Source organism: Streptomyces sp. SID5910 (assembly GCF_009862125.1).
In the GTDB taxonomy this organism is placed as follows: Bacteria; Actinomycetota; Actinomycetes; order Streptomycetales; family Streptomycetaceae; genus Streptomyces.
On record NZ_WWHX01000299.1, the window covers coordinates 1 to 409 of the forward strand.

Below are 409 nucleotides of genomic sequence, written 5' to 3' on the forward strand. Positions count from 1 at the left end.
CCGCCTCCGACTTCGCCGACACCACCCACGGAACCACCACGGGCGACTCGACGTCCGCAGTCGGCTCCTCGTCCGCTGTGAAGGCTGGAGCCTGCTCCAGGACCACGTGCGCGTTCGTCCCACTCACACCGAATGACGAAACGCCAGCCCGGCGCGCATGCCCGGTCTCGGGCCAAGGGGTCGAGTCCGTGAGCAGTTCGACGGATCCTGCCGTCCAGTCCACGTGCGAGGACGGTTCATCGACGTGCAGGGTCTGCGGCAGCAGCCCGTGCTGCATGGCGAGGACCATCTTCATCACACCGGCGACACCGGCCGCGGCCTGGGTGTGTCCGATGTTCGACTTGATCGAGCCGAGCCACAGCGGCCGGTCCTCGGGGCGGTCCTGGCCGTAGGTGGCCAGCAGCGCCTG

At 68.9% G+C, this 409-nt stretch carries 1 protein-coding gene; it reads right to left on the reverse strand.

Annotation, left to right across the window (positions count from 1 at the left end):
* On the reverse strand, positions 1-409 hold a 409-nt coding region (locus GTW67_RS10320; protein ID WP_272920478.1), incomplete at both ends, for a ketoacyl-synthetase C-terminal extension domain-containing protein.